The sequence below is a fragment of the Rhizobium sp. 007 genome, assembly GCF_015353075.1.
Classification (GTDB): Bacteria; Pseudomonadota; Alphaproteobacteria; order Rhizobiales; family Rhizobiaceae; genus Rhizobium.
Genome location: NZ_CP064187.1, coordinates 3394271 through 3415480, shown reverse-complemented (window position 1 = coordinate 3415480; position 21210 = coordinate 3394271). Strand labels below are relative to the sequence as shown.

The following is a 21210-nucleotide window of genomic DNA, read 5'->3' as shown; positions in this document are numbered from 1 at the left end:
GCCATTTCGCTGGTGCAGCAACGATTCCAATTGACATTCGACGCACTGTAGTGAGTAATTGCTCACGAGCAAAGCGAATGCTCATACCCATCTTCTGGGAGGAAGATATGACATTGAGAACTATTCTGCTGGGCGCCTGCTCAGCATTGGCGTTTGCGGGCATGGCTTCGGCTGAAACGCTGACGATCGCGACCGTCAACAACGGCGACATGATCCGGATGCAGAAGCTGACGGACGACTTCAAGGCGAAGAATCCCGACATCGACCTTGAATGGGTTACCCTCGAAGAGAACGTTCTGCGCCAGAAGGTCACGACTGACATCGCGACCAAGGGTGGCCAGTACGACGTTCTGACGATCGGCACTTATGAAGTCCCGATCTGGGCAAAGCAGAGCTGGCTCCTGCCGCTCGACAACCTGGGCGCCGACTATGACGCCGACGACCTGCTACCGGCCATTCGCAGCGGCCTGACTGTAGACGGCAAGCTCTATGCGGCGCCGTTTTACGGTGAAAGCTCAATGGTCATGTATCGGAAAGACCTCTTCGACGCCGCCGGTTTGAAGATGCCCGACGCGCCGACCTGGGACTTCATCGCCGACGCTGCGAAGAAGATCACCGACAAGGACAAGGAAATCTACGGCATCTGCCTGCGCGGCAAAGCCGGCTGGGGCGAAAACATGGCCTTCCTGACGGCGATGTCGAACTCCTTCGGCGCCCGCTGGTTCGATGAGAGCTGGAAACCCCAGTTCGACCAGCCGGAGTGGAAGGACACGCTCACCTTCTACGTCGACCTGATGAAGGAAGCCGGCCCTCCCGGCGCTTCGTCCAACGGCTTCAACGAAAACCTGGCGCTCTTCCAGACTGGCAAGTGCGGCATGTGGATCGACGCCACCGTGGCGGCCTCCTTCGTCAGCAACCCGAAGGAATCGACGGTTGCCGACAAGGTCGGTTTCGCACTGGCTCCGGACAAGGGTCTCGGCAAGCGTGGCAACTGGCTGTGGGCCTGGAGCCTTGCCATCCCGGCGAGCTCGCAGAAGGTCGAAGCAGCCGAGAAGTTCGTCGCCTGGGCAACGAGCAAGGACTACACCAAGCTCGTCGCCGAGAAGGAAGGCTGGCTGAACGCACCTCCCGGCACGCGTACCTCGCTCTATGAGAACGCGGAATACCAGAAGGCTGCGGCTTTCGCGAAGATGACGCTCGACTCCATCAATGCGGCTGACCCGACCAAGCCGACCGTAAAGCCGGTTCCCTATGTCGGCGTCCAGTTTGTGGCGATCCCGGAATTCCAGGGCATCGGCACGGCCGTCGGCCAGCAGTTCTCCGCGGCTCTCGCCGGCCAGGTCTCGGTTGACCAGGCGCTGCAGAGCGCGCAGCAACTGGCGACCCGCGAAATGACCAAGGCTGGTTACATCAAATAATAACCTCCTGAGACGGTGGGATCGTTGACCTCCCACCCCTCTGGGCCGCCGAATGCCCGAATAGCGTCGGCGGCCCCTTTTTCTTAGCTGCCCTGCAGCCAGACGCCCCTCGAAACAGGATCGGTCATCGCCATGGCAACGTTACACACCCGCTCCGCAGCGCGAATGATGATCGCACCGTCCGTCGTGCTTCTCTTCGCGTGGATGATCGTCCCGCTTGCGATGACGATCTACTTCTCACTGTTGAACTACAACCTTCTCAGCCCGGGAATGGAGAGCTTCGTCGGCTTTCTGAACTACAGCTACTTCCTGTCCGATCCGGCCTTTTTCGCAGCACTCACCAATACGCTGCTTTTGGTGCTCGGCGTGCTGATCATCACCGTGGTCGGCGGTATCGCCTTCGCCTTGCTGCTCGACCAGGACATCTATGGCCAGGGCATCGTGCGCATCCTGGTGATTGCGCCGTTCTTCGTCATGCCGACGGTGGCAGCGCTTGTCTGGAAGAACATGTTCATGAACCCGGTCAACGGGCTCTTTGCGCATCTTGCCAAGGCGCTCGGACTGCAGCCCTATGACTGGCTGGCAAACGCGCCGTTGTTCTCGATCATTCTGATCGTCGCCTGGCAGTGGCTGCCGTTTGCGACGCTGATCCTGCTCACCTCTCTGCAGTCGCTGGACGAGGAGCAGAAGGAAGCTGCCGAAATGGATGGCGCCGGCGCGATATCGAGATTCATCTATATCATTCTGCCGCATATGGCGCGCGCCATCACGGTGGTGATCCTGATCCAGACGATCTTCCTGCTCTCGGTCTTTGCCGAAATCCTGGTTACCACCAACGGCGGCCCGGGCACGCAGAGCACGAACCTGACCTACCTCGTCTATGCGCAGGCGCTTCTTCAGTTCGATATCGGCGGCGCTTCGGCGGGCGGGATCATTGCGGTCATCCTCGCCAACATCGTCGCGATCTTCCTTGTCCGCCTTGTCGGCAAGAATCTGGAGGCTTGAGATGGCTAGAAAAGTTACAACTCAACGCAAGGTGATCATGACGGCGATCGCCTGGACGCTGGCGATCCTGATCTTCTTCCCGATCCTGTGGACGTTTCTTACGAGCTTCAAGTCGGAGGCCGACGCGATTGCCTCGCCGCCGCAGTTCCTGTTCTTCCACTGGACGACGGAAAGCTATGCGGAGGTGCAGAGCCGGTCGAACTATCTCGGCCACTTCATGAATTCGGTGATCATTTCCTTCGGCTCGACGCTGATCGGCCTGATCATCGCCATCCCTGCCGCCTGGGCCATGGCATTCTCGCCGACCAAGCGGACCAAGGACGTGCTGATGTGGATGCTGTCGACGAAGATGATGCCGCCGGTCGGCGCGCTGATTCCGATCTACCTGATGTTCCGCAATTTCGGCCTGCTCGACAGCCGGATGGGGCTGGTGATCGTGCTGACGCTGATCAACTTGCCGATCATCGTCTGGATGCTCTACACCTACTTCAAGGAAATCCCTGGCGAAATCCTCGAGGCGGCGCGCATGGACGGCGCATCGCTTGCCAAGGAAATCATCTACGTGCTGACGCCGATGGCGATACCGGGCATTGCCTCGACGCTGCTCCTCAACATCATACTGGCCTGGAACGAAGCCTTCTGGACGCTGAACCTCAGCGCCTCGAGAGCCGCGCCGCTGACGGCATTCATCGCCTCCTACTCCAGCCCCGAAGGTCTGTTCTACGCCAAGCTTTCGGCAGCATCGACAATGGCAATCGCGCCGATCCTGATCCTCGGCTGGTTCTCACAAAAACAACTCGTCCGCGGCCTGACCTTCGGCGCGGTGAAATAAGACATCAGGGAGACAAACATGGGCAGCATTACCCTTCAGAGCGTTTCGAAGGTCTTCGGCGAAGCCAAGGTCATCCCTTCGATCGATCTCGACATCCAGGACGGCGAATTCGTCGTCTTCGTCGGCCCGTCGGGCTGCGGCAAGTCCACGTTGCTCAGGCTGATCGCCGGGCTGGAGGACGTTTCCGGCGGCAAGATCGTCATCGACGGCAAGGACGCGACCGAAAAGGCGCCATCCGAGCGCGGGCTTGCGATGGTGTTCCAATCCTATGCGCTTTATCCGCATATGAGCGTGCGCAACAATATTGCCTTCCCATTGAAGATGGCCGGCATGGACAAGACCGAGATCGACAGGAAGGTAAGCGATGCCGCACGCGTCCTGAACCTGACGGATTATCTGGAGCGCAAGCCGCGCCAGCTTTCCGGCGGCCAGCGGCAGCGTGTCGCGATCGGTCGCGCCATCGTGCGCCAGCCATCGGCCTTCCTCTTCGACGAGCCGTTATCGAACCTCGATGCCGCACTTCGCGTCAACATGCGCATCGAAATCAGCGAACTGCACCAGCAACTGAAGACGACGATGGTTTACGTCACCCACGACCAGGTGGAAGCCATGACAATGGCCGACAAGATCGTCGTGTTGAACCGCGGCAACATCGAGCAGGTGGGCTCGCCGCTGGAGCTCTACAAGAGCCCGCGCAATCTCTTCGTGGCCGGTTTCATCGGCTCGCCGAAGATGAATTTCATCACCGGTCAGAATGCGGCTGCGCTGAATGCGCATACGATCGGCGTGCGTCCGGAGCATGTGCTGCTTTCGACCGAAAGCGGCGACTGGAAGGGCAGGGTCATCGTCGCCGAGCATCTCGGCTCCGACACGTTCCTGCATATCGACGTCGATGGTATCGGCTCGATTACTGCACGCGGTGGCGGCGATTTCCCGGCGAAGGCCGGGGACACCGTCTACCTGACGCCGGACAAGACGCGCATCCATAAATTCAACGAGGGCGGTCTCGCCATCTGACGCAAATGCCGGGCGGGGTGAGAATGCAGGCCGGGCAAGGCGTCCGGTTTGCTGAGAGCAGAGCGGCGGATCCGCTTCGCAAGACCTCAAGAGGACTGAAACATGACGTGCAAATTATCGCTGGCAACGCTTACCGATGCGGCTAAAACGGCCGAAATCCCGGCTTATGACCGAGCGTCGCTCACGGCCGGCATCGTGCACTTCGGCGTTGGCAATTTCCACCGCGCCCACCAGGCTATCTACCTCGATGACCTTTTCAACCAAGGACAGGATCACGACTGGGCCATCATCGGCGCAGGCATGCTACCTTCCGACGCCGCGATGCGCGAGAAGCTTGCCGCGCAGGACTTCCTGACGACGGTCGTGGAGCAGGACAACAACAAGACGGCGGCGCGTGTCACGGGGCCGATGGTCGACATCCTGCCGGTCGGCGATTCCGGAGCCATCGTTGCCAAGCTCTCCGATCCTGCAATCCGCATTGTCTCGCTGACGATCACCGAGGGCGGATACTTCATCGACGCGTCCGGCAAATTCAATCCATCGCATCCGGCGATTGTTGCGGACGGAAAAAACCCGTCCGAGCCGAAAACCGTTTTCGGCCTTATCGTTGCCGGTCTCAAGGCACGCAAGGAGAAGGGCACCGTGCCCTTCACCGTTATGTCCTGCGACAACATTCCGCATAACGGTGCCGTCACCAGAAACGCCGTCTTGGGTATGGCGGAGCTTTCCGATCCGGCGTTTGCCGTGTGGATCAAGGCGAATGTCGCCTTCCCGAATGCCATGGTCGATCGCATTACGCCGGCAACAGGCCAGCGCGAGATCGATTTGCTGACGGATACTTTCGGTATTGAAGACAACTGGCCGGTCTATTGTGAAGAGTTCAAGCAATGGGTGCTGGAAGACAAGTTCACTGCCGGACGGCCAGCGCTCGATAAAGTCGGCGTCACCTTCGTGCCGGATGTCACGCCTTACGAGCATATGAAGATACGCATCCTCAATGGCGGCCATGCGGCGATCGCGTATCCGGCGGCGTTGATGGACATCCATTTCGTGCATGACGCGATGGAAGAGCCTCTGATCCGCGCCTTCCTCGCCAAGCTCGAAAACGACGAGATCATCCCGATCGTGCCGCCGGTGCCGAATACCTCGCTCAAGGATTATTTCGCGCTGATCGAACGCCGTCTTCTGAACCCGAAGATCGCCGACACGATCCCGCGCCTGGCGCAGGACGGTTCGAACCGTCAGCCGAAATTTATCCTGCCATCCACGCTCGACAATCTGCGCCAGGGCAAGGACGTCGTCGGCCTTTCGCTGGTTTCGGCTCTCTGGTGCCGTTACTTCGCGGGCACGACCGACAGCGGCAAGGAGATCGTTTTCAACGATGCTAGTGCCGATCGGCTCCATGCCGCCGCGCTGAAGGCAAAGGACGATCCGGCGGCGTTCCTCGTCTTCGACGACATTTTCGGCGAGGTGTCGCAATCCGAATTGTTCTGCAAGCGTTTTACGCATGCCCTGAAAACACTGTGGGAAAAGCGGACCCGCGCGACCTTGCAGCTCTATCTCGAGGGCAAGCTTGCAGTGTAGGAAATCAACATGGCGGCAATTCCTGCCGCCATTGATCCGGCTTGCGCATGCGCGAGCCGATAACGCGCCCGAACCGAACTCTGGTTGGTCTTCATGGCTGATTCTGAAACACGCCTGGTCATTTTCGATTGTGACGGTGTCCTCGTCGATAGCGAGCCGATCTCCGTCAGCGTGCTCGTCGAGGCGATGAACGACCTCGGAGTGCCGATCACCGAGGAAGAGGTCTATGGGCGCTTCCTCGGCAGGAGCCTCGCGACCGTCATCGAAACGATGAAGAGCGAATATCAGGTGTATGCCGGCGACGAGTTTCTCGAGCGCATCCGCACCAATCTCTATGCGCGATTCAGGAAAGAACTGAGGCCGATCGAAGGCATAGGTGCGACGATCGACGCGCTCGACATCCCTTGCTGCGTCGCTTCGTCGAGCCAGGTCGAGCGCATCAGGCTGTCGCTCACCGTCACCGGCCTTATCGACAAGCTACCGAACATCTTCAGCGCCTCGATGGTGAAGAATGGAAAGCCGGCGCCGGACCTCTTCCTGCATGCGGCCCGCGAAATGCACGTCGATCCGAAGAACTGCGTCGTAATCGAAGACAGCCCTGCCGGGATCGAGGCAGCGAAGGCCGCAGGCATGACGGTCTTTGCCTTTACCGGCGGCTCACATGCCAATTTTGCAGGTTATCGTGCCGAACTCGAGCGGCTTTCGCCGGAACGCGTATTTGACGCAATGCCGGATTTGATACACCTTATCCAGAAACAAAAGCTGGATGGGGCTCGCCCTTGATGCATGATCATGTGGTTGCGGTGGATGTCGGCACCGGCAGCGCGCGTGCCGGTGTGTTCGATGCCCGCGGTCGCCTGCTCGGAAAGGCCGAACATGCGATCATCATGAATAGGCCGCGTGAAAATCATGCCGAACATGATTCCGAAAACATCTGGTCTGCGGTCTGCATCGTCGTTCGCAAGGCGATGGAACAATCGGGCGCAGCTCCTGCGTCTGTCGGTGCGATCGGCTTCGACGGCACATGCTCGCTCGTCGTCCGCGATGTCGATGGTGGACAGATCAGCGTCTCGACCGGGGGCGAGAGGCGCTTCGACACGATCGTCTGGCTCGACCACAGGGCGTTGAACGAAGCTGATTTCTGCACGGCAACCGGCCATGCGGTTCTCGATCATTCCGGGCATTTCATGTCGCCGGAGATGGAGATGCCAAAGCTGATGTGGCTGAAGAAGAAACTGCCTGGCACCTGGATGAATGCCGGTTATTTCTTCGATCTTGCCGACTTCATGACGTGGAAGGCGACGGGCTCGATTGCCCGTTCGCGCAGCACGCTGACGGCGAAGTGGAATTATCTGGCGCACAAGGAAACGGGCTGGCAGAAAGATTTTCTCGCGCAGATCGGTCTGGAAGACCTGCAGGAGCGCGGCCGTCTGCCCGACGAGACAGCATCGGTCGGCACAAGCGTCGGCACGCTCACCCAGGAGGCTGCATCGGCACTCGGGCTGACGACGGATTGCCACGTTTCGGCGGGCCTGATCGACGCCTATGCGGGCGCGCTCGGCACGCTTGCCGGCTATGCGGCCGACCCAACGCAGCTTGAGCGTCAGTTGGCGCTCATTGCGGGAACCTCGAGCTGCATCATTTCGTTCTCCCGCGATCGAAAGCCAAGCCATGGCATGTGGGGACCTTACTACGAGGTCGTCTTTCAGGATTCGTGGCTTGTTGAAGCCGGTCAATCGGCGACGGGTGCGTTGCTCGAGCATATCGTGCGCATGCATGCTGCCGGGGGCGAGCCCACCGCCGCATTGCATCAGAAGATCGTCTCCCGCATTGCGCAATTGCGTGCCGAAGAAGGCGACGCGCTCGGCTCGCGCATCTTCGTGCTGCCGGATTTCCACGGCAACCGGTCGCCTCTTGCCGATCCGCACGCCGTCGGCACTATCAGCGGGCTGACGCTCGATACGTCCTTCGACGGACTTTGCGCGCTCTACTGGCGTACGGCCGTCGGCATTGCGCTCGGCATCCGGCATATTCTCGAAAAGATGAAGGAATACGGTTATGTGCCGGACACGCTGCATGTTGCGGGCGGGCATGTGAAGAACCCCGTGCTGATGGAGCTTTATTCGGATGCGACAGGCTGCAGGGTCGTCGTTCCGAAGATGAACGAGGCGGTGTTGCTGGGCACCGCGATCGGGGCGTCTGTTGCCTGTGGCTTACATAAGGATCTCACGACGGCCGGCGTGGCGATGTATCCCGGGGGTGAAGAGCGTGCGCCGGATGCGACAAAGCAGGCTCTGTATGATCGCGAATACCGGCGGTTTCTCGCGATGTATCGCCATCGCGCCGAACTGGACGCGATAAGCTAGCGATTGCCGCTTTCTCCGAGAATGGTGCCGAATTCCGACATTCGCCGCCGGCGTTCGAGCGCCTCTTCGCCTGCAGCGGCAATGACCGATTCCGACAGACAGTCGAGAAGAGCGATCAACGGAGGAAGGTTGTCCTCGTCGGGCGAGCGGGCAGGCGGAAGCGCCAGCATGACGTTGGATTGGTCGGGCAGCCAGTCGCTGTTTTCCGTTGTGATCAGCACGACCTTGTAGCCATAGCGCCGCGCGGTTCGCGCCAACAGACGCGCTTTGCCGAAGCGTCGGCAATCGATGATGATCAGGAGGGCGCCTTCGCCACTCGGGCGAGCGAAGAGTTCGGCGAAGCGGTTTGCCGAACCGTCCAGTGCGTGGACGCCATCGCGGGACCGTGTCAGCCGGTGGGCGAAATGCGTTGCGAAGCCCGCGAGCCGTACATGCGTTGCAATGAAAACTTCGCGCGCCATGCCAATCATCGCGACGGCTTCGGCCCAGTGCGTCTGTGCGGTCAGATGGTAGATGTGGTGCAGCGCCTGGATCTGCTCGGTGACGAGCAAGGCAAGCGATTTTCCTTCCGAGGCATCGGTCTGCAACGCGTTGAGCGAATTTTGAAGTTGGACAGGAGAGGTGACTGCGGTTTCACGGAAATGGACTTTGACGCTGTCGAGACCCTGATAGCCGAGGGCGCGCAGAAAACGGCCAACCGTCATCGGGCTTAGATCGAGCCTGTCGGCCACGGAGGCAGCGGTCTCGAAGGGAAGGTCGTTCAGGTGCTCGGTAAAATACTTCGCAATTCTGCGCTCGGCCGGCGTGCCTGACTTCACATAGTGTCTGAGCTTCTGAACAAAGTCTTCCACATCAGCCTCCCTGACTTCCCAGAGGCAATTCGCGGATGCGCTATTGGCGAGACTTGCCGTTGCAACTATTTCCGGAAGCTGCGTCCTAGGCTCAAGTTTATATCGAATACTATAGACTATATATTAGTGTGTTATTTTAGACAAGTTTTCCATCGTTGCATGTAGTTTTATTTCGACTTGCCGTCGGGCGTTGAGATTCCTACATGCGCAGATATAACCTGGAGATGCGAAGAATGATCCTCGATGCCGCGCGCCTTGCGTTTTTCAACCTTTTTGCACGGGAAACCCGGTCTGTTTTCTGGAAGGTGCTGGGGCTTACGATCCTGGTTCTCATTGGGCTCTGGTTCGTGCTGCGAAGCTTGTTCATGACTTTGCTGTTTCCGTGGATCGCGGGCTTCTTTCCGGAAATTCCGGATTGGGCCGGCTGGCTGAGCTTCGTCTTTGTCATTCTCGCAAGCATCGGTCTTGCCTTGGGCCTGGCGCTGATGCTGTCGCCCGTGACGGCGTTGATTGCCGGCCTTTTTCTCGATGACGTGGCGGAAGTGGTGGAGAAGCGGGATTATCCCGAGGATACCCCGGGAACGGCGATGCCGATCGGCCCGGCAATTGCGAGTTCACTCAAGTTCCTGGGCGTGGTGATTGCCGGCAATATTGTCGCTCTCCTCCTGCTCTTCATCCCGGGCGTGAACCTGATTGCCTTCTTCCTGGTGAACGGTTATCTGCTCGGCCGGGAATTCTTCGAATTCGCCGCCATGCGCTTCCGTTCGCCGGAGGAGGCCCGGCTCTTCAGGGCAAAGCACGCTTCTACCGTCTTTCTCGGCGGTTTGGTCATCGCCGCTTTCCTGGCTATCCCCTTCCTCAATCTGCTGACGCCGCTTTTTGCGGCGGGCATGATGGTTCATCTCTACAAGCTGATTTCCCAACGGGATCTCGGTTTTCACCGGTAATCAGTTTGAGGAGGCCGAAGGTTCGGCTATTCGACGGCCTCGCCGATCACCTGCGGCGGTAGCTCGACCAGCGGCGCCGGTATGTCGCAGCTCTTTTCCGGCGATTTGCAGAGATCGGCGATCACGCAGCGCTCGCATTCCGGGCGGCGCGCCTTGCACGTGTAGCGGCCGTGCAGGATCAGCCAGTGGTGGGCATGATAAAGGTAGTGACTGGGGATCGCCTTCATCAGGCGGTCCTCGACCTCGTCCGGTGTCTTTCCCGGCGCCAGCTTGATGCGATTGGCGATGCGGAAGATGTGCGTGTCCACCGCCATCGTCGCCTGGCCGAAGGCCATCGATAGAACCACGTTCGCTGTCTTGCGACCGACGCCCGGCAGGCGCACGAGTTCCTCACGCTTCTGCGGAACCTCGCCGCCGAATTCATCGACCAGCATTTGCGAGAGCGCCATGACGTTCTTCGCCTTGTTGCGGTAAAGGCCGATCGTCCTGATGTAGTCGCGAAGGCGTTCCTCGCCGAGCGCCAACATCTTCTCCGGCGTATCTGCCACCTTGAAAAGCGCCCGCGTCGCCTTGTTGACACCGGCATCCGTCGCCTGGGCGGAGAGTGCCACGGCAACGACGAGCGTGAACGGATTGGTGTGTGCCAGCTCGCCTCTGGGTTCCGGCCGCTGGATCGAGAAGCGGCGGAATATCTCCTCGCGCTCGGCTTGCGAATACGCGGTGCGCACCGGGACGGCCTTGCGGCGGGTGATCACTTTCGAGTTTTGCGGTGTTTTGCGGACGGATTTGAGTTTCGGTTCGGGCATCGACAATCTATACTCATCAGCCATGACGGAAAGCAACGCCGGGCGGGCGAACGAACAGCCTGTTTTTGCAGCCGAACTTTTCCCTTATCGGTCGCTCGGCCGCAAGGGTTTCAGGGTGCTGCTGCTGATTTCCGGTGCCGTCTGTTTCATCTATGGGATATTCTTCGTCGTTACCGGTGCTTGGCCGATCGGCTTCTTCTTCGGGCTGGATTTCGCGTTGCTCTACGGTGCCTTCTGGCTCAACTACCGCTCCGGCAGGGCGCGCGAGGAAGTGACCGTTTCGCGCACCGATGTCGCGATCCGCAAGTTCGCGCCTTCCGGACGCATGGTGGAGCATCACTTCAATCCCTTCTGGGCGCGTTTCCTCGTCCGCCGCCACCAGGAAATCGGCATTCTTTCCATGCATATTTTTGGCGAGGGCCGGCGGACGGATATCGGCTCCTTCCTCAATCCGGATGATCGCGAAAGCTTTGCCAAGGCCTTCAAAGGAGCGCTTGCGACAGTCAAGCAGCGTATTTAAACGTTGCGCAAGAAACGGGTGGCTTGCGGTGCTCCCCTTGACTATCTCCTTGTTACAAGGAGAAGAACGATGAATATGATCGCCAATCTGAACAGAGACACCACGCCGGAGGGTCCGGACTACGAGACCGTCCGTCAGGTCATCGAACTTATCACCGAGGACTATCGCGACCAGCCGTCGCTGGAGGCGATTGCCGCGCGGCTCAACCAGTCGCCGACGCAGCTTCAGAAGACGTTTACCCGCTGGGCCGGGCTTTCGCCCAAGGCCTTCCTGCAGGCAGTCACGCTCGATCATGCCAAGCGGTTGCTGCGCAACGAAGACATGCCGCTGCTTGAAACTTCGATCGAGGTGGGTCTTTCCGGTCCAAGCCGTCTTCACGATCTCTTCGTCACCCATGAGGCCATGTCACCCGGTGAATGGAAGGCAAAGGGCGGCGGCCTGACGATCCGCTACGGCTTCCACCAGTCGCCCTTCGGCGTCGCGCTGGTCATGGCCACCGATCGCGGCCTTGCAGGCCTTGCCTTCAGCGATCTCGGCGACGAGGCCGCCTGTTTCGAAGACATGACCTGCCGCTGGCCGAATGCCCAATATGTCGAAGATCGGCAGGCAACCACGCCTTATGCAGAGCGCATCTTCGAGCCCGGAAAGTGGTCTGCAGACCAGCCTTTGCGCGTCGTGCTCATCGGCACGGATTTTCAGGTCCGCGTCTGGGAGAGTCTTTTGAAGATTCCGCTTGGCAAAGCGATGACTTATTCGGACATCGCTAAAGATATCGGCCAGCCGACGGCATCGCGTGCAGTCGGTGCTGCGATTGGACGCAATCCGATCTCCTTCGTTGTGCCATGCCACCGTGCGCTCGGGAAAAATGGCGACTTGACGGGCTACCATTGGGGTCTCACCCGCAAACGGGCGATACTGGGGTGGGAAGCCGGTCAGGCATGAATTTCGGCTAGTTCGAGCAGCGCCTTTGCGGCGCTCTCGTCGGTGATCAGCGTATTGCAGCCGATGCGCCGGATGGTGGCACGGATCGCGACGGCGCGATGTGCGCCCCCTGAAGAGAGCACGATGTGCCGTGCCTTCTTCAGGGTGTCCAGATCGACCGACATCACGCGGCTGTTGATCGAGTGATCGACGGTGTTGCCGTCCTTGTCCAGAAAATTGAACATCGTGTCGCAGACGCAGCCGGCGTCGATCAGCTGCTGCAGTTCGGCCTTGGAAATCCAGCCTTCCGACAGAGATGTCGAATGCGGGCCGATGTCGCCGCAGCTGACGATCGCAAGATCAAGGTCTTCCGCCAGCCGGTAGATCGTGTCCAGTCCGCATTTCTCGATCAGATTGCGCTTCGTCTCGACCGAATCCACGAGCAGCGGCGAGAGGAACATGTAGCACTCAGCGCCAAGTTGGCTTGCAAGCCGCCACGTATAGTCGATGGGGTTTGTCTGGTGCACGGCGACGATGCCGCCTAGCAGCGAGACCACCTTACAATTGGTGCGTCGGGGCGGCCGGAAGCTCGAAAGCGAAGCCGTCATCGTGCGCCCCCAGCCGACGCCGATCGTATAGTCGTCGGGGATCGCCTCGGACAGGAACTGGCCGAGCGCGAGCCCAACGCTCTTTGCGAGACTATCGACGTCGGAACCGACGGGAGCGGGGACAACGATTGCCTCGTCGAGCCCGTAGGCGCGCTCCAGCTTCACGGAAAGCTCGACGCAGTCGCCGATCGAATCGTTGATCCAGATCTGCACCTCGCTGCGCTTCATCGCCTCGTCGAGCAAGCGGATGACCGTCGTGCGGCTTATGCCGAGCTGCTCGGCGACGTCCTTCTGCGTCAGGCCCTGATTGTAGTAGAGCCACGCGGCGCGTAGCCTCAGCGAGGAGGCTTCTGAGTAAGCCGTGTGCGTGCCGCGTTTCAGCTTGGCCACATCTTCTCCTGCTTGAGTTTCACCCTACTTGCATCCGGAGGCGGAAAAAACAGGGCCATTTTCCTTGTTCCAAGCGATAATGACGGGCATGACACTTATGTCAATTGAAATGCACAAATGTCCTTGACTTTCTCATTTCGGAATGGCGATAGTCATTCCCGACACAGTCGTTTGTCCGAGGAGGACAATGTGCGGGCACATGGGAAGGCACGCGTTTTCGCCTGCAGCAAACTCATCTGTCTGTAGACTACCTCATTGCCGGGCGGAGCTCGCGCCGGTCCGCAGCTCAAGTTAGCAGTTCGAGTTCACAAGGGATTTTGACCATGACATCCAAGCTTGACCAACTCCGCGACATGACCACGGTCGTCGCCGATACCGGCGATATCGAGGCTGTCGCCCGCCTGAAGCCGGTGGATTGCACGACCAATCCGACCATCGTTCTGAAGGCGCTCGGAACGCCGATGTTTGCCGATGCAATCAAGGAAGCCGTCTCCTGGGGCAAGAAACAGGGCGGAAACAGCGATGCGGTTGGCGCAGCCGTCGCCGATCGTCTTGCGATCTCCGTTGGTGCCGCCTTGTCGAAGCTCGTGCCGGGTCGCGTATCGACCGAGGTCGATGCTGACCTTTCTTTCGACACTGAAGCATCGATCGCCAAAGCGCGCGGCATCATCGCCTCCTACAAGGAGCGCGGCATCGAGCGCGACCGCATTCTGATCAAGCTCGCCTCGACCTGGGAGGGCATCCGCGCCGCGGAAGTCCTGCAGAAGGAGGGCATTGACTGCAACCTGACGCTTCTCTTTTCCAAGGCCCAGGCCATTGCCTGCGCCGATGCGAAGGCTTTTCTGATCTCGCCCTTCGTCGGCCGCATCCTCGACTGGTACAAGAAGTCGACCGGCAAGGATTACACTGCGGAAGAGGATCCGGGCGTTCAGTCTGTCCGTGACATCTACAATTACTACAAGGCGCATGACATCAAGACGATCGTCATGGGCGCCTCGTTCCGCAACGCCGGTGAAATCGAAGCACTGGCGGGTTGCGACCGCCTGACCATCAGCCCGGCGCTGCTCGACGAACTCGCCAACGATCAGGGCACGCTGGTCCGCAAGCTCTCGCCGGACACGAAGAAGGCCGAGCCGAGGATCGAAATCGACGAGAAGACCTTCCGTTGGATGATGAACGAAGATGCGATGGCAACCGAAAAGCTTGCCGAAGGCATTCGCGCCTTCGCCAAGGACCTGACGGCGCTTCGCACGATGGTCCAGAAGGAATTGCAGCTCGCTGCTGCCTGACGTCTTCACAGAAAACGGCTGAAAGGCGCGGTTGCCAATGGCGGCCGCGCCTTTTTCGTGATGATATCAATGGCATAAAGCCTGAGGAAAGACATGGCGGATGACGATCAGCGCAGTTCGATAATGACCTATGCCGTCCGGCATCTGAGCATCATCATTGCATTCATCGTGGGCTTGGTAGTTTTCCTGCTTCTCACCTCCCGGGATGTGAACGCCAAGAACGTGCTGGTCGGCTGGAACGTGACGGCCATCGTTTTTACATGTATCAGTTGGCGAAGGATGCTTCGGGCGACAGTCGCGGATATCAGGAAGCGAGCGGAAGATCTGGATTTTTCCGACACCTTCGTACTGTTCCTGTCGATCGCGGCGGCGCTCGCAAGCATTGCTGGCATTGGGCTCGAGCTGCATTCCGTGAAAGAAGCGCCACCTGATGTCGCCTTCGCCAGGGCCTGCGCGGCGGTGGTCACGATCCTGGTTTCCTGGGTTTTCCTGCACACGCTCTTCACCATCCACTACGCCCATCGATTCTACGGCGGACCTGACAAGGGTGAAGGCCTGATTTTTCCGGACAGGATCGAAGAGCCCGTCTATTGGGACTTCCTCTATTTCTCATTCACGATCGGCGTCGCGGCGCAGACGGCTGATGTTGCCGTCTCCACCATGACGATGCGCAAGGTCGCGCTGCTTCATGCAGTGCTGTCGTTTCTCTTCAATACGACGATCCTGGCACTCGCGATCAATGTCGGAGCGAGCCTGCTCTAGGCAAGCCACGCCGTTCTTAGAGAACCGCTTGGCCGGCGATCAGTGCCAGGATCAGGAAGATCAGGAAGATGACGAGGGCGATGCCGAAAAGGACGCGCGCGATCGTTGCGGTGGCGGCTGAGATGCCGGAAAAACCGAAGAACCCGGCAACCAGCGAAATGACGAGAAATATGAGAGCCCATTTGAGCATGGATGTTTCCTCTGCGTTGGATACAGAAGAGGACGCAGGAAAGACCAAATTGTTCCGCCGCAGTTGTCTGCGACGGTCTTGATCACAACTGATACTGGTTGGAATATTACTCAACCATGATTGATCATCACGTGCCGGACGGCGGTGTAATCCTCTAGCGCATAGACGGACATGTCCTTGCCGTAGCCGGATTGCTTGAGACCACCATGCGGCATTTCGTTGACCAGCATGAAATGTGTGTTGATCCAAGTGCAGCCATATTGCAGGCGCGCGGCCGTCTTCATGCCGCAGCTGATGTCCTTGGTCCAGACGGAGGAGGCAAGGCCATAGTCGCTGTCGTTCGCCCAGGTGACGGCATCCTCGACGTCGGTGAAGCGCGTCACGGAGACGACCGGGCCGAAGACTTCGCGGCGGACGATCTCGTCATCCTGCGTGGCACCGGCGATGACGGTTGGCGTGAAGAAGAAGCCCTTGTCGCCTGAGGTCTTGCCGCCGGTTGTAATTTCCATGTGCTTGTGCTCGGCAGCGCGGGTGACGAAGCTTTCGACGCGGTCGCGCTGGCGCTTGGAGATCAGCGGGCCGATCTCGTTTTCAGTGTCCTCGGCCTGGTTGAACTTAATCGAGGAAACCGCCGAGGAGAGATCGGCGACGAACCTGTCGTAGACCTTGGCGTCAGCATAGATACGGCAGGCGGCGGTGCAGTCCTGGCCGGCGTTGTAGTAACCGAAGGTGCGGATGCCTGCGACGACCGCATCGATATCGGCGTCGTCGAAGACGATGACGGGGGCCTTGCCGCCAAGTTCCAGATGCGTGCGCTTGACGGACTTGGCGGCCGCCTGCAGCACCTTCTTGCCGGTCGCGACATCGCCGGTGATCGAGACCATGGCGATCTTCGGGTGGTTGATCAGCGCATTGCCGACACTTTCTCCGCGACCGAGGATGACGTTGACGACGCCCTCGGGCAGGATGTCAGCGAGCAGTTTCGCCGTCTTCAGAGCCGTCAGCGGCGTTTGTTCGGAAGGCTTGAAGACGACGGTGTTGCCGCCGGCGATCGCGGGTGCCAGCTTCCAGGCCATCATCATCAGTGGATAATTCCAGGGCGCGATCGAGCCGACGATGCCGATTGCATCGCGACGGATCATCGAGGTGTGACCAGGCAGGTATTCGCCGGAAACCGGACCGTGCAGGTTGCGGACAGCGCCCGCGAAGAAACGGTAGCAATCGACGATCGCCGGGATTTCATCATTGAGCACGGCGTTGATCGGCTTGCCGCAGTTCAGTGCTTCGAGCGTGGCAAAGCACTGTCCGTCTTTCTCTATGGCATCGGCGATCTTCAGCAGATAGCCGGAGCGTTCGGCGGGTGTCGTCTGCGACCAGCGCTTGAAAGCCTTCCCGGCGGCTTCCACAGCGGCATCGATCTGGCCGAACGAGGCTTCCGGCAGATTCAGCACCGTCTCGCCCGTCTTCGGGTTCAGGATGTGCTCTTCCGTTTCCGTGCCCGTTTCGAAGCGGGATCCAATCAGCATCTGGGTGTCCATGATGTTCTCCCTTTTATTTGCCGGCTCCGGCGATTTGGTCGCCGTCGCGGGTGAGGTAGTAGGCTGCCAGGATCGGCAGGAAGGTGACGAGCACGACGGCCATGGCGACCACGTTGGTGACCGGGCGCTGGCGCGGGCGGATGAGTTCTTCGAGCATCCAGATCGGCAGCGTCGATTGCTGGCCGCCGGTGAAGGTGGTGACGATGACTTCGTCGAAGGAGAGCGCGAAGGCAAGCATGCCGCCGGCAAGCAGCGCGGTGCCGATATTCGGCAGGATGACGTACCGGAAAGTCTGGAAGCCGTCGGCGCCGAGGTCCATCGAAGCTTCGATCAATGAGCCGGAGGTGCGGCGGAAGCGGGCGACCGCATTGTTGTAGACGACCACGACGCAGAAGGTGGCGTGGCCAAGCACGATCGTCCAGACCGAGAACGGGATGTCGAACAGGCTGAAGGCCGAGCGCAGCGCAATGCCGGTGATGATACCGGGAAGGGCGATCGGCAGAATGACGAGCAAAGAGATGACCTCGCGGCCGAAGAACTTCGTCTGGCTGACGGCGGCAGCACAAAGCGTGCCGAGCACCAGGGCGATAGCGGTGGCGATGCAGGCGACTTGCACAGAAAGGCCGAAAGCTGCCCAGACGTCACGCCGGTTCCAGGCCACGTCGAACCACTGCGTCGTCAGCCCCGGCGGCGGCCACTGGTAGCTCTTCTCCTCGGTGGTGAATGCATAGACGAAGATCAAAAGGATCGGCAGATGCAGGAAAAGCAGCCCGCTCGCGGCTGCGATCTTCAGGGGGAGAGGGGAGCGGTGTCCTCGGTCAGAGCGCATCGAAGGCCCCCTGTTTTTTTGCAAGCCAGAGATAGATGGCCATGATGACGATCGGCACGACGGAGAAGGCGGCGGCAAGCGGCACGTTACCGGCGGTGCCCTGCTGCGCATAGACCGCCTGGCCGATGAAGAGGCGGGAAGAACCGATGATCTGCGGGATAATGTAATCGCCGAGAGTCAGCGAGAAGGTGAAGATTGAGCCGGCGACGATGCCGGGCAACGCCAACGGGAACAGCACCGTGCGGAAGGTCTGGCCCGGCGTGGCGCCGAGATCGGAGGCGGCCTCGATCAGGTTTGCAGGCACGCGCTCGAGAGCGGCCTGCGTCGGCAGGATCATGTAGGGCAGCCAGATATAGACGAAAACGACGAAGGTTCCGAGATAGCTCACCGAAAGCGAATTGCCGCCGACGACCGGCAGCGTGAGAATGGCGTCGAGCAGCCATGAGAGATGCAGTTTGGCGAAAATCCAGGTGAGGATGCCTTCCTTGGCGAGGATCAGCTTCCAAGCGTAAACCTTGACGAGATAGCTCGACCAGAGCGGCAGCATGACACCGAGATAGAAAAACGCCTTCCACTTTCCCTGCGCATAGTGCGCGGCGTAGTAGGCGATTGGGAAGGCGATGACGGCGGATGCGATCGTCACCATGACCGCCATGACGACGGTACGGACGATGATGTCGAAATTGGTTGGGTTCAGCAGCTCGGCATACGTCGCGAGCGTGAACTCGTAATTGATCAAGCCGGAGAAATCGTCGATCGAGAAGAAACTCTGCAGCAGCAGTGCGATCAGCGAGCCTATATAGATGATGCCGAGCCAGAGCAGCGGCGGCGTCAGCATCAGCAAAAGCAGTAGCTTCGGATGGCGCCAAAACGCGTCCGACAATCCACCGAAGAATCCGCCGCGGCCGGGCAAGATGGAGGTCGTAACGCCAGGCTTTGTCAGGGCGAGCGCTGTCATGCTGCATCATCCATGTAATGCACGTCGGCCGGCTGCCAAGCCAGGCGCACGCTGGCTCCGATATCCGGCACATTGGCACCTGCGGGTAGTGTGACATGCAGGCGCGTGCCCCTCATGCCGACCGTCAGGCGAGTCGCGGCGCCAAGGAAACTGGTGTTTTCGACCGCCGCCTCCATGCCGTCGCCGGAGAGATGGATCGCTTCGGGGCGCAGGCTTGCCCAGCGCTTTTCGCCGCCGAGCGACGTCATTACATCTGGCGCGATGACATTCGAGGAACCAACGAAATCGGCGACGAAGCGTGTCCTCGGACGGCGGTAGATATCCTGCGGCGTACCCTCCTGCACGATGCCGCCGTTGTTGAAGACGGCGACGCGGTCTGCCATGGAGAGCGCCTCGCCCTGGTCGTGGGTGACAAAGACGAAGGTGATGCCGAGTGCGCGCTGAAGGCTCTTCAATTCTTCCTGCATCTGCTCCCGCAGCTTCAGATCAAGCGCGCCAAGCGGCTCGTCGAGCAACAAGACCTTCGGCTTGTTGACGAGCGCGCGGGCGAGTGCCACGCGCTGCCGCTGGCCGCCGGAGAGCTGGCCGGGGCGGCGGGCGCCGTAGCCCGGAAGTTTCACCAGCTCCAGCGCTTGTTCGGCCGCCTTGGTGCGCTCTGCCTTACCGATGCCCTTGACCATCAGCCCGTAGGCAACGTTGTCGAGGATGTTGAGATGCGGGAAGAGCGCGTAGTCCTGGAAGACGGTGTTGACGTTGCGGCGGTAGGGCGGGACACCGTCTGCCGTTTCTCCGAAAATCTCGATATGCCCATCCGTCGGCTGTTCGAAGCCGGCGATCAGACGCAGGCAGGTCGTCTTTCCGGAGCCCGACGGACCGAGCATCGCGAAGAACTCGCCCGGTGCGATTTCGAGATCGACGCCGTCGACGGCGCGAACCTGGCCGAAATGGCGCGAAACCTGCTGGAAACGGACGGCGGGTGTCATTGGGGTCTCCGAGTTATACATGATGCCCCGCATCCTCCCTGCCGGGCGCCTTCTCCCCGCAAGCGCGATGCTCTCGCCCCTCGGGGCGTTTCGGATAGCGGCGAGAGGTCTTGGGGCATGTCGCCTCTCCCTGCGTGTGGGAGAGGGTTAGGGGCAATCATTCTGCCTGGGTGTTGGCTATCGCCCGCCGATCACGCCGATATAGTCCGACACCCAGCGATGATACGGCACGCACTCACTCTGTGTCGTACATTTGGCAACAGGCGTCTTCCAGAACTTGATCTTGTCGAAGTGGTCGAAGCCGTTGGTGGTGCAGCCGGTATCGGTCAGCAGTTGGTTGCCCTTGCATGCTGCCGGAACGGAGGGGACGGCACCGAACCAGGCGGCGGCATCACCCTGGACCTTGGCGGACAGGGAATGCTCCATCCACATATAGGCGCAGTTCGGATGCTCGCTGTCGGCATGAAGCATTGTCGTGTCGGCCCAGCCGGTGACGCCTTCCTCGGGGAAGGTCGAGGCGATCTTCTGCTTGTCGGCCTGCATCAGGTTCACCTGGAACGGCCAGGAGCCGGATGCGACGACGCCTTCGTTCTTGAAGTCGTCGATCTGGATCATCGCGTCATGCCAGTAGCGGGAGACAAGCTTGCGCTGGCCGCGCAGCAGATCGAGGGCTGCCTTATACTGGTCTTCATTGAGTTCGTAGGGATCCTTGATACCGAGATCAGGCTTGTGGGCCATCAGGTACATGGCAGCATCGGCGACGTAGATCGGTCCGTCATAGGCCTGGACGCGGCCCTTGTTGGACTTGCCATCAGGCAGCGTTTCTTCTTCGAATACCACCTTCCAGCTCGTCGGGGCCTTATCCTTGAAGGCATCGGTGTTGTACATCAAAACGTTCGGCCCCCACAGATAGGGCACGCCGTAGTGGACGCCGCCGACGGTATGCCACGGAGCGCTCTGGAGGCGTTCGTCGAGGTTTTTGAAGCTCGGAATGAGATCGGTATTGATCGGCTGCACGCGCTTGCCGGCAACGAGACGCAGCGAAGCATCGCCCGAAGCGGTGACGAGATCGAAGCCACCTTCGTTCATCAGCGCCACCATTTCATCCGAGGTCGCCGCCGTCTTCACGGAAACCTTGCAGCCGGTCTTCTTTTCAAAATCGGTAACCCAGTCGTAATTCTTGTCGGTTTCGCCGCGCTCGATATAGCCGGCCCAGGCGACGATGCTGACCGCACCCTCACCCTTGTCCAAGGCCTTCAACGGTTCGGCAGCAGCCACCTGCGTCACGAAGCTCAAGCTTGCGAGGGCAGCAGTGCACGATTTCAGAAGGTACTTCATCGTCTGTCTCCCGGTTTGTGCCGCTTGTTGCGGCATTTTGTTCCCGGTTGAAAGGTGC

21 protein-coding genes are annotated in these 21210 nt (G+C 59.9%); 12 read left to right on the top strand and 9 right to left on the bottom strand.

The window, feature by feature from the left end:
- The first annotated feature begins 107 nt into the window (after positions 1–107).
- From ISN39_RS16715 to ISN39_RS16685, 7 genes are all read left to right on the top strand, one after another.
- Entirely contained in the window at positions 108–1418 is a 1311-nt protein-coding gene (locus tag ISN39_RS16715) for a sugar ABC transporter substrate-binding protein (protein ID WP_194728255.1), read from the top strand.
- Between the two features lie 132 nt (positions 1419–1550).
- Positions 1551–2423: a sugar ABC transporter permease gene (locus ISN39_RS16710; RefSeq protein ID WP_028739754.1), complete on the top strand. Its 873-nt coding sequence runs from the start codon at positions 1551–1553 to the stop codon at positions 2421–2423.
- A gap of 1 nt (position 2424) precedes the next feature.
- Entirely contained in the window at positions 2425–3255 is an 831-nt protein-coding gene (locus ISN39_RS16705; protein WP_074069752.1) for a carbohydrate ABC transporter permease, read from the top strand.
- Between the two features lie 18 nt (positions 3256–3273).
- Positions 3274–4272 (top strand): ABC transporter ATP-binding protein, encoded by a 999-nt coding sequence (locus tag ISN39_RS16700; RefSeq protein WP_074069751.1) that lies wholly within the window; start codon positions 3274–3276, stop codon positions 4270–4272.
- A gap of 102 nt (positions 4273–4374) precedes the next feature.
- Positions 4375–5856: a mannitol dehydrogenase family protein gene (locus ISN39_RS16695; protein WP_194728254.1), complete on the top strand. Its 1482-nt coding sequence runs from the start codon at positions 4375–4377 to the stop codon at positions 5854–5856.
- Between the two features lie 93 nt (positions 5857–5949).
- Complete coding sequence (locus ISN39_RS16690; RefSeq protein ID WP_194728253.1) at positions 5950–6639, top strand: HAD family hydrolase; 690 nt, start codon at positions 5950–5952, stop codon at positions 6637–6639.
- Positions 6639–8222, top strand: coding sequence for an FGGY-family carbohydrate kinase (locus ISN39_RS16685; RefSeq protein ID WP_194730241.1), 1584 nt, complete (start codon positions 6639–6641; stop codon positions 8220–8222). Before ISN39_RS16690 ends, ISN39_RS16685 begins: the two co-directional genes overlap by 1 nt.
- Here ISN39_RS16685 and ISN39_RS16680 read toward each other — a convergent pair.
- Positions 8219–9073, bottom strand: coding sequence for a MurR/RpiR family transcriptional regulator (locus ISN39_RS16680; RefSeq protein ID WP_194728252.1), 855 nt, complete (start codon positions 9071–9073; stop codon positions 8219–8221). The genes ISN39_RS16685 and ISN39_RS16680 overlap by 4 nt on opposite strands.
- Before the next feature lie 233 nt (positions 9074–9306).
- Between ISN39_RS16680 and ISN39_RS16675 the strand changes: the two genes are divergently transcribed.
- A complete protein-coding gene (locus ISN39_RS16675; RefSeq protein ID WP_074069746.1) occupies positions 9307–10020 on the top strand; it encodes a sulfate transporter family protein in 714 nt (237 codons plus the stop codon).
- A gap of 26 nt (positions 10021–10046) precedes the next feature.
- Here ISN39_RS16675 and nth read toward each other — a convergent pair whose 3' ends face one another.
- Positions 10047–10850 (bottom strand): endonuclease III, encoded by an 804-nt coding sequence (gene nth, locus ISN39_RS16670; RefSeq protein ID WP_194728251.1) that lies wholly within the window; start codon positions 10848–10850, stop codon positions 10047–10049.
- Here nth and ISN39_RS16665 point away from each other — a divergent pair.
- Together ISN39_RS16665 and ISN39_RS16660 are read left to right on the top strand one after the other, a co-directional pair.
- Positions 10849–11346, top strand: coding sequence for a DUF2244 domain-containing protein (locus ISN39_RS16665; RefSeq protein ID WP_074070441.1), 498 nt, complete (start codon positions 10849–10851; stop codon positions 11344–11346). The genes nth and ISN39_RS16665 overlap by 2 nt on opposite strands.
- Before the next feature lie 69 nt (positions 11347–11415).
- On the top strand, positions 11416–12288 hold the full coding sequence (locus tag ISN39_RS16660; RefSeq protein WP_039846177.1) for a bifunctional helix-turn-helix domain-containing protein/methylated-DNA--[protein]-cysteine S-methyltransferase: 873 nt from the start codon (positions 11416–11418) through the stop codon (positions 12286–12288).
- Here the strand turns inward: ISN39_RS16660 and ISN39_RS16655 are convergent.
- Entirely contained in the window at positions 12279–13265 is a 987-nt protein-coding gene (locus ISN39_RS16655) for a sugar-binding transcriptional regulator (protein ID WP_194728250.1), read from the bottom strand. The genes ISN39_RS16660 and ISN39_RS16655 overlap by 10 nt on opposite strands.
- Positions 13266–13588: 323 nt before the next feature.
- Between ISN39_RS16655 and tal the strand changes: the two genes are divergently transcribed.
- Entirely contained in the window at positions 13589–14554 is a 966-nt protein-coding gene (tal, locus tag ISN39_RS16650; RefSeq protein ID WP_074069742.1) for a transaldolase, read from the top strand.
- 93 nt (positions 14555–14647) lie between these two features.
- Complete coding sequence (locus tag ISN39_RS16645) at positions 14648–15316, top strand: DUF1345 domain-containing protein (protein ID WP_074069741.1); 669 nt, start codon at positions 14648–14650, stop codon at positions 15314–15316.
- 16 nt (positions 15317–15332) lie between these two features.
- On the opposite strand, the gene ISN39_RS16640 is transcribed toward ISN39_RS16645, so the two are convergent.
- From ISN39_RS16640 to ISN39_RS16615, 6 genes are all read right to left on the bottom strand, one after another.
- On the bottom strand, positions 15333–15506 hold the full coding sequence (locus ISN39_RS16640) for a DUF1328 domain-containing protein (RefSeq protein ID WP_022715956.1): 174 nt from the start codon (positions 15504–15506) through the stop codon (positions 15333–15335).
- 110 nt (positions 15507–15616) lie between these two features.
- Positions 15617–17044 carry a gamma-aminobutyraldehyde dehydrogenase gene (locus tag ISN39_RS16635; RefSeq protein ID WP_194728249.1) on the bottom strand — a complete coding sequence of 476 codons (1428 nt, stop codon included), beginning with the start codon at positions 17042–17044 and terminating at the stop codon, positions 15617–15619.
- Between the two features lie 13 nt (positions 17045–17057).
- Complete coding sequence (locus tag ISN39_RS16630; RefSeq protein WP_194728248.1) at positions 17058–17873, bottom strand: ABC transporter permease; 816 nt, start codon at positions 17871–17873, stop codon at positions 17058–17060.
- Positions 17863–18831: an ABC transporter permease gene (locus ISN39_RS16625; RefSeq protein ID WP_194728247.1), complete on the bottom strand. Its 969-nt coding sequence runs from the start codon at positions 18829–18831 to the stop codon at positions 17863–17865. Before ISN39_RS16625 ends, ISN39_RS16630 begins: the two co-directional genes overlap by 11 nt.
- The gene (locus tag ISN39_RS16620; RefSeq protein ID WP_074069737.1) at positions 18828–19814 is read right to left on the bottom strand and encodes an ABC transporter ATP-binding protein; all 987 of its coding nucleotides are present in this window, start codon (positions 19812–19814) and stop codon (positions 18828–18830) included. Before ISN39_RS16620 ends, ISN39_RS16625 begins: the two co-directional genes overlap by 4 nt.
- A gap of 177 nt (positions 19815–19991) precedes the next feature.
- On the bottom strand, positions 19992–21152 hold the full coding sequence (locus ISN39_RS16615; protein ID WP_074070440.1) for an ABC transporter substrate-binding protein: 1161 nt from the start codon (positions 21150–21152) through the stop codon (positions 19992–19994).
- Between the last annotated feature and the right edge of the window lie 58 nt (positions 21153–21210).

Excerpts from the sequence above, each read along its gene's own strand:
- ISN39_RS16645 (WP_074069741.1), top strand. The coding sequence starts at position 14,648 with ATGGCGGATGACGATCAGCGCAGTTCGATAATGACCTATGCCGTCCGG.
- tal (WP_074069742.1), top strand. The coding sequence starts at position 13,589 with ATGACATCCAAGCTTGACCAACTCCGCGACATGACCACGGTCGTCGCC.
- ISN39_RS16640 (WP_022715956.1), bottom strand. The coding sequence starts at position 15,506 with ATGCTCAAATGGGCTCTCATATTTCTCGTCATTTCGCTGGTTGCCGGG.
- ISN39_RS16675 (WP_074069746.1), top strand. The coding sequence starts at position 9,307 with ATGATCCTCGATGCCGCGCGCCTTGCGTTTTTCAACCTTTTTGCACGG.
- ISN39_RS16615 (WP_074070440.1), bottom strand. The coding sequence starts at position 21,152 with ATGAAGTACCTTCTGAAATCGTGCACTGCTGCCCTCGCAAGCTTGAGC.
- ISN39_RS16700 (WP_074069751.1), top strand. The coding sequence starts at position 3,274 with ATGGGCAGCATTACCCTTCAGAGCGTTTCGAAGGTCTTCGGCGAAGCC.
- ISN39_RS16685 (WP_194730241.1), top strand. The coding sequence starts at position 6,639 with ATGCATGATCATGTGGTTGCGGTGGATGTCGGCACCGGCAGCGCGCGT.
- ISN39_RS16630 (WP_194728248.1), bottom strand. The coding sequence starts at position 17,873 with ATGCGCTCTGACCGAGGACACCGCTCCCCTCTCCCCCTGAAGATCGCA.
- ISN39_RS16705 (WP_074069752.1), top strand. The coding sequence starts at position 2,425 with ATGGCTAGAAAAGTTACAACTCAACGCAAGGTGATCATGACGGCGATC.
- ISN39_RS16715 (WP_194728255.1), top strand. The coding sequence starts at position 108 with ATGACATTGAGAACTATTCTGCTGGGCGCCTGCTCAGCATTGGCGTTT.
- ISN39_RS16665 (WP_074070441.1), top strand. The coding sequence starts at position 10,849 with ATGACGGAAAGCAACGCCGGGCGGGCGAACGAACAGCCTGTTTTTGCA.
- ISN39_RS16660 (WP_039846177.1), top strand. The coding sequence starts at position 11,416 with ATGAATATGATCGCCAATCTGAACAGAGACACCACGCCGGAGGGTCCG.
- ISN39_RS16695 (WP_194728254.1), top strand. The coding sequence starts at position 4,375 with ATGACGTGCAAATTATCGCTGGCAACGCTTACCGATGCGGCTAAAACG.
- ISN39_RS16710 (WP_028739754.1), top strand. The coding sequence starts at position 1,551 with ATGGCAACGTTACACACCCGCTCCGCAGCGCGAATGATGATCGCACCG.
- ISN39_RS16635 (WP_194728249.1), bottom strand. The coding sequence starts at position 17,044 with ATGGACACCCAGATGCTGATTGGATCCCGCTTCGAAACGGGCACGGAA.
- nth (WP_194728251.1), bottom strand. The coding sequence starts at position 10,850 with ATGGCTGATGAGTATAGATTGTCGATGCCCGAACCGAAACTCAAATCC.
- ISN39_RS16690 (WP_194728253.1), top strand. The coding sequence starts at position 5,950 with ATGGCTGATTCTGAAACACGCCTGGTCATTTTCGATTGTGACGGTGTC.
- ISN39_RS16625 (WP_194728247.1), bottom strand. The coding sequence starts at position 18,831 with ATGACAGCGCTCGCCCTGACAAAGCCTGGCGTTACGACCTCCATCTTG.
- ISN39_RS16620 (WP_074069737.1), bottom strand. The coding sequence starts at position 19,814 with ATGACACCCGCCGTCCGTTTCCAGCAGGTTTCGCGCCATTTCGGCCAG.